We start from the raw sequence: 6,389 nt of genomic DNA on the forward strand, positions 1-6,389 counted from the left end.
TATTATCGATGTCCTGCAGCAACGTTTTTTGGCGCTACTTCATGGATACGTTTAAGATCCGATTCCGTAAGCTCAACCTGCAAGGCGCCAATATTCTCTTCTAAATATTTTCTTCTTTTCGTTCCCGGAATAGGCACGATATCGCTGCCTTGCATCAATATCCATTTCAACGCCAGTTGAGGGGCGGTGCATTCTTTTTCAGCAGCCATCTCTTGAATACGGGCGACGAATTGAAGGTTTTTCTGTAAGTTTTGTCCTTGAAATCTGGGGAAATTACGTCTAATATCGTCGTACCCCAAATCCTCGTATCGTTGAATTGTACCGGTTAGGAACCCACGTCCAAGCGGGCTGTAGGCTACAAAACCGATGCCTAGCTCTCTGAGGGTAGGGAGAACTTCGTCTTCAATGTCTCGGGACCATAAGGAATATTCCGTTTGCACTGCCGATAATGGGTGAACTGCATGTGCTCTGCGTATCATATCTGGCGAGGCTTCTGAAAGGCCGATATAACGAACCTTCCCTTCCTTCACCAGATCAGCCATTGCCCCCACAGTCTCCTCGATTGGTGTATAGGGATCGATACGATGCAGATAATACAGGTCAATGTGGTCAACGCCTAATCTGCGCAAGCTTGCTTCGGCGGCAGTCTTAACATATTTCGCTCTTCCGTTATATTCCCACATCGGCCCTTTGTCGCGTACTACACCGAACTTGGTAGCCAAAGTGACTTCATGACGTCGATCTTTGATCGCTTTTCCCACCAGTTTTTCATTTTCGCCGACACCGTACATATCTGATGTATCCAAGAAGCCTACACCAAGTTCTAATGAACGATGAATCGTCCGTATGGATTCTTGTTCATCCCGGTCACTGCCGTAAAAATCGGACATAGTCATGCAGCCTAATCCCAGAGCAGATACTTCCAGCCCGCTTGACCCAAGCGCTCTTTTCTCCATAAAAAATCACTCCTCATGTTCAATGTTGAAATCACAATATGGTATGTTTTGCCCATTTTCTCATACGCTTTTGAGTTGTTCGGCTACATTCTGTTTATTTTTCAAAGCAATCGAAATTACTGCAAATACGGTTGCAAGCAATACGATTAGTCCTCCGACCCAACCAACCGATGATAGAGAGAGTTGTTCCACAACCACTCCACCTAGAACTGCTCCCAAGGCGACACCAAGATGGAATGCAGAGGAATTCAAACTCAAAATAATATCGGTTGATTGAGGAGCCATAGTAACCAGGTTAAACTGCTGTGCTGGGGCCGTTGTCCAAGCTCCAAGCATCCAAAGAGCTAGTATGAACAAGGCGCCTGCAAAGGTAACGGCAGCAACCGGGAGAAAGAACAGGGCAATCACATGGAGGAGCAGACTTGCAATCAATGTACGAGCAATTCCCCATTTATCGGCTCCGTATCCTCCTATACGTGCTCCTACTACAGCCATAAGTCCCATACCTAGCAAGACAAGGCTGATTGTGTTGGAGTTAAGACCTGCGTTTTCACGCAGCAATGGCGCTAGATACGTAGAAACAACAGAATAACCTGTAATAAAGAATAAAGAAGTTAACAAGCCACTTATGACTTTGAATTCTTTGAGTACGGCCAGTTGTTTAGATAGCGAAATCGCTTCTTGACCGGATAACTTAGGAACGGCTTTTGCGATGGGAACAGTCGTTATTATGGTAATTACGCCAAGTATGGCGAAGATCCATCTCCATCCCATATACTCTCCGATCAAAGTGCCTAAAGGAAGTCCGATGACGAGTGAAAGACTTGTTCCCATTAAGACAGTACCGATCGCACTTCCTCTTCGCTCCGGCGGAGCTATTTGTGCGGCTACACCCAAGGCAACTACGGCGAAAATACCTGCGCTCACTCCCAAGACAGCCCGGGAAGCCATAAGCAATGCATAATTAGGACTTAGAACAGCAATGATATTGCCAATAACGAAAGTACATAGTGCTGCCAGTAATAGCACTTTTCGATCTATTTTTGATGTAATTGCGATCAAAATCGGCGTACCCACTGCGTAGGCAATGGAATACACAGTAACTAATTGTCCTGCAAGACCTATGGATACGTTTATATCTGAGGCAAGCATGTCAAGAATTCCAGTAATAATCGATTCGGCCGTACCGACCACGGTCGCTCCTAATGCAAGAAAATAAATAATCAAATTGTAGCTCTTCATGTTGTAGTCCTTCATAAATGCTTCATTTCCCCCGTTTTCCTAATATAAAATGGATATTGAATCTAAATGAATAAAAACAATTCCTCAACAAGTTTTCCTACACATCCGGATGCCCTTGTCCTTTGTTTGAAAGCATACGATGTTCACCTCCTTTCAATCGAACGATCGATCAATTTACTTTAAAAAAATATCGACTGTTCGATCGGTATATCCCAAAATTTATCGAACGTTCGATCAAATTACTTCAAAAAAATGGGCTGCTTATGCTTTAATAGCATCCCAGCTCATTTGAATCATTTTATCGATATTAGCAGAACTGAATTCATATTCGCCATTTATATACTCTTTCCCCATTTGGACAAATGGCAGACAGGAGTAGGTAACCAAAAGATTGGTCTCCAAATCCTTGAATAGTCCTTCTCTGATCCCCCTCTCGAATAGAGCATACATCGGCTTGAACACACCACCGTTTTGATCTTTACAGCTTTTACGTATAAACGGAGAGTCAAGAAACTGTTCCATTAACAAAAAGTTAGCTTTATTATTCACAATATAATTGGAATAATTACGCAAGATCTTCTCAAAACCATCCTTGACTGACATATCCGCCGTTACACCTCTAAACATCATCTGATGCATTTGATCCTTGAGGTTAAAATATAGTTTAATCAGCAAGTCTTCTTTACTTTCAAAATAAAAGTAAATGGATGATGAAGAGATGCTTGCCCTCTTCGCAATTTTGGACATGGATATATCGGATAGCCCTATTTCGTTGAGAAGTTCAATGGTTGTCTGATAGATAAGTTCCATTTTGTTTTCGGATTTGTTTTTCATGAACCGATTATAATCGATCGTTCGTTCAAAATCAAACTTTTTTCACTGATCAACCCCAATGACTTGCAATCTCTCCCCATGTAAAATGGCCCTCCTCTACAATGCCCACATGTAAAGTCGGATGGAACGCTCGGATCTCGACTTTTCATTCGGACGGACTCCTGCAGCAGTCCACAGACTTCTACGAAAATTTCTTAAGTGATTCGCTATTATCCTAACTTCATTTTCGCAGATTGAAATCGACCTGAATCTCCGCGCCGCCTAGCTCACGTCCTTCGTCTCCAGGCGAAGCATCGACAGCCAGGCAATCCACAAGCCGACGGCTCCAAGCAACAGGTGGATCGCCAAGTTGGAGTTAATGGATACCAGCGGTCCGTTAAAGCCGGAACATACGATGAGCACCAGCAGGATGGAGGAGACCATCGTGGCCGTAACCGAATGCTTGCGCATGCCGAATAACAAAGGAATCAGCGCCATCGCGGCAGCCGACAGCGAACTGACAGTGTACTCGATCAGCAGCACTCTTATCTGTTCCATCGTCAGCGAATCCGCAATGAATGGATAGAAGCGATCCACGTAGGAACTCGGGAAAGTAGCGGTCCAGCCAGTTATGCATCCGCCCTTGCACCACGCGCAGGTCGGTCGACAGATGGTCGCGAATCTTCGTTGCCTCTCGTAGTTCGGCGTAAACGCCCTGCGGAAGGCTAGGTACAGCATACCGGCCGTCTTTGACCAGTTGGGCAATGACGCGTGCATCCTTGACGTCATTCTTCGTCGGCGAATTGTCGTCCAGCTCTTTCGTTCGCTTCACGTGCAGTGGATTTACCACGCCGCACGCGATATCTTGTTGTTTCAAATAATGAACGAGATTCAGCCAGTAATGGCCCGTTGGTTCCATCCCGACGATGACGTCTTCATATCCTTGCTCAGCCATGAGCTTTTGAAACCACGAGGTGAACTGCTCGAAGCCTGACAGCGTGTTGTCGAAAGTTACCGGCTTTCCAACTTCGACTCCCCGGAAGTCCTGGGCCCGAGCCACGTGTTTAGACTTGGCGATATCCACCCCGACGATGAGAGTCGTTGATGTGATTTGAGTTATTCGCTCGTTTTGGGTAGAATTCATGTTGTATTCTCCTTGGTTTTGTTTTAGAATCCGTTCGCTGGCCAGCTACCGGGATCCCAAAACAATTTTACCAAGGAGTCTTTTTCATTCTCAAACCTGATATTTCTGCTTTATAGGAATGCTGCCCGTTAGCTTAATCAAGCTCGGGTTGATTATGTTCTTTCCTCCATAATGTAGCCACATTTGTGTCAAAATCCTACAATGGGGTCACAATTGTGTCATTAGACATTAAAGACGAATAATCGGCTTATTAAATAGAGACGACCGCTGTGGTCGTGTGTGAAAAAGGTGTTTTCGCCCGTCGAAAGGAGGCCGAGATGAACGAAACAGCGTTAGAGCTTCAATTATTTGAGAACTTAAAGCCTGAGTTAACATCGTTCTGTTACAGAATGCTAGGATCCATCGATGACGCGGACGATGCTGTTCAGGAAACCTTTATCCGCGTTTGGCAAAATTGGCATTCATTCAGGCAGGACTCCTCGTTCAAAACATGGGTTTATCGTATTGCATCAAACTTATGCCTGGACAAGCTACGACAAGCCAAACGCCGCACGCGTCCGGTTGACCTATCCGACCCGGCGGTACCTGTCGCCGAACTCCGCGAAAAGTTTCCCGACTCAGCTTGGATTTGGCCTGCCCCTGATTTCTCGGGAAGTCCGGAAGATATTTTCATTCGCAAAGATACCCTTGAACTCTGTTTTATTGCACTCTTGCAGACCTTGCCCCCCCGTCAACGTGCGGTTCTTATTTTGAAGGATGTATTCGAATGGTCCTCAAAACAGATCGCAGAAACTTTAGGCATATCGCCGGCAGCGGTTAACAGCGCCCTGCAAAGAGCCAGAGAAACGATGGACCGAGCGAAACTTCATTCTGAAGAGTTTAGCATGATGGATGTCGAACCTGATCGTGAGCTGCTGTCACGGTATGTGGAAGCCTTCGAACAATTTGATATCCATGCGCTGGTAGCGTTGTTTCATGAGGAAGGCCGTCTGTCAATGCCGCCTTTCGCAATGTGGGTACGCGGCAAAGACGATTTGTTCAAGTTTTTTTCGCTTACGCGCTGGCATTGTGAAGGATCCCGGTTTTTGCGGATTACGGCGAATGGGGGGTGTCCTGCTTTCGCACAGTATGTGCCAAGCGGTGAAAACTCCTACTTGGTACCCTGGGGGATCCACATGATTGAAATAAAGGACAAGCAGATATACCACGTCCAAAATTTCATTAATGCAAAATTATTTTCGCGATTTGGGCTTCCTGCACAAATACACCGATGAATATCGTAATCTAATTTCGTCTAAATAAATGAGAAGCAAAATTACGATGATCAAGGATAGAAAGGACGATAGTTCATGCGAAAAATCATTCTATTCATTCACAGTACGATTAATGGTGTTGTCACCGGCGATCCAAGCGAGGACAAAACCAACTGGGCGGTCTGGAGAAATAGCGCTGGCATTGAGGAAGGTTCTCAGTATCTATTAAATATTTTTGAGACGGCGGATACCATTTTGCTTGGCCGCGGAACCTACGAAGACCTCTCTAGAAAGTGGCCGAATACTCGGGGTTCAAGCCTGGGTGATAAGATAAACGACGCCCACAAACTCGTTGTAACAAGCGCCCACCCGCCGGGCAAGCTGAAATGGGGAGAATTTGAAGCCCCAAAACCATTGACCGGCAGTAATATAGAAGAGCAAATTAAGAACTTAAAAAATGGCGACGGTGGCGACATTGTTATTTTCGGTAGTCCAACGCTTGTGCGATCACTTGCAAACGCAAATCTTATTGACGAATATCAGATCGTTATGCACCCGGTTGTGGTCAACGTAGGGGAGCATTTGTTTGACAATCTTAATGAGCAGAAAGAATTCCATCTCGTGGACGTCAAAACACTTAAGGTTGGTTCCCTCTTGCTAACCTACAGACCCGCTAAAGCCTAGCTAAACATCAAAACACGAACTTTCGCCCAATGAGCGATCGCGCATGTTATGAAAAAGATTGATGTGATGTCGTCGCAAGCTTTAGCCTTAGGGCTTCGCCACGCATTCCCAACTGCTTGTCAAGCCCTTTTTCTCTTTTTCGTTCAAAAAAGAGCGGGCTATCTTTTCGTGAAGTGCTCCCTGTCAAGTGGACAGTGTAAAAAAACAAAAATAGTTCATTTGGATCCCTCAGTTTGTTTAACGGAACTGAGGGATCTTCCTTATGCAACTCGCCTGTATTCGTTGGGTGACAAACCC

Annotated in this window: 7 protein-coding genes and 1 pseudogene; 2 read left to right on the plus strand and 6 right to left on the minus strand. The window is 45.3% G+C overall.

All coding sequences use genetic code 11. From position 1 onward, the window contains the following. Positions 1-2 precede the first annotated feature (2 nt). The 5 genes and pseudogenes from GQY55_RS09890 to GQY55_RS09910 all read right to left on the minus strand — a co-directional run. Positions 3-956 (minus strand): aldo/keto reductase, encoded by a 954-nt coding sequence (locus GQY55_RS09890; RefSeq protein ID WP_160040742.1) that lies wholly within the window; start codon positions 954-956, stop codon positions 3-5. A gap of 60 nt (positions 957-1,016) precedes the next feature. Continuing rightward, entirely contained in the window at positions 1,017-2,213 is a 1,197-nt protein-coding gene (locus GQY55_RS09895) for an MFS transporter (RefSeq protein ID WP_160040744.1), read from the minus strand. A gap of 246 nt (positions 2,214-2,459) precedes the next feature. Beyond that, on the minus strand, positions 2,460-3,032 hold the full coding sequence (locus GQY55_RS09900; RefSeq protein WP_160040746.1) for a TetR family transcriptional regulator: 573 nt from the start codon (positions 3,030-3,032) through the stop codon (positions 2,460-2,462). A gap of 261 nt (positions 3,033-3,293) precedes the next feature. Further along, positions 3,294-3,455 (minus strand): hypothetical protein, encoded by a 162-nt coding sequence (locus tag GQY55_RS09905; RefSeq protein WP_160040748.1) that lies wholly within the window; start codon positions 3,453-3,455, stop codon positions 3,294-3,296. A 154-nt stretch (positions 3,456-3,609) separates the two neighbouring features. Then, positions 3,610-4,155 (minus strand): annotated as a pseudogene (locus GQY55_RS09910) (IS110 family transposase); the annotation flags it as partial. Between the two features lie 275 nt (positions 4,156-4,430). Here GQY55_RS09910 and GQY55_RS09915 point away from each other — a divergent pair. Together GQY55_RS09915 and GQY55_RS09920 are read left to right on the plus strand one after the other, a co-directional pair. Then, a complete protein-coding gene (locus GQY55_RS09915) occupies positions 4,431-5,429 on the plus strand; it encodes a sigma-70 family RNA polymerase sigma factor (RefSeq protein ID WP_268895001.1) in 999 nt (332 codons plus the stop codon). A 75-nt stretch (positions 5,430-5,504) separates the two neighbouring features. Then, positions 5,505-6,092, plus strand: coding sequence for a dihydrofolate reductase family protein (locus GQY55_RS09920; protein WP_160040752.1), 588 nt, complete (start codon positions 5,505-5,507; stop codon positions 6,090-6,092). Between the two features lie 46 nt (positions 6,093-6,138). Here the strand turns inward: GQY55_RS09920 and GQY55_RS31290 are convergent. Beyond that, a partial coding sequence (locus tag GQY55_RS31290) for a hypothetical protein (protein WP_212957743.1) occupies positions 6,139-6,389 on the minus strand: 251 nt, incomplete at its 5' end.

It is taken from the genome of Paenibacillus sp. USDA918EY (genome assembly GCF_009870825.1).
GTDB lineage: Bacteria > Bacillota > Bacilli > Paenibacillales > Paenibacillaceae > Paenibacillus_AQ > Paenibacillus_AQ albilobatus.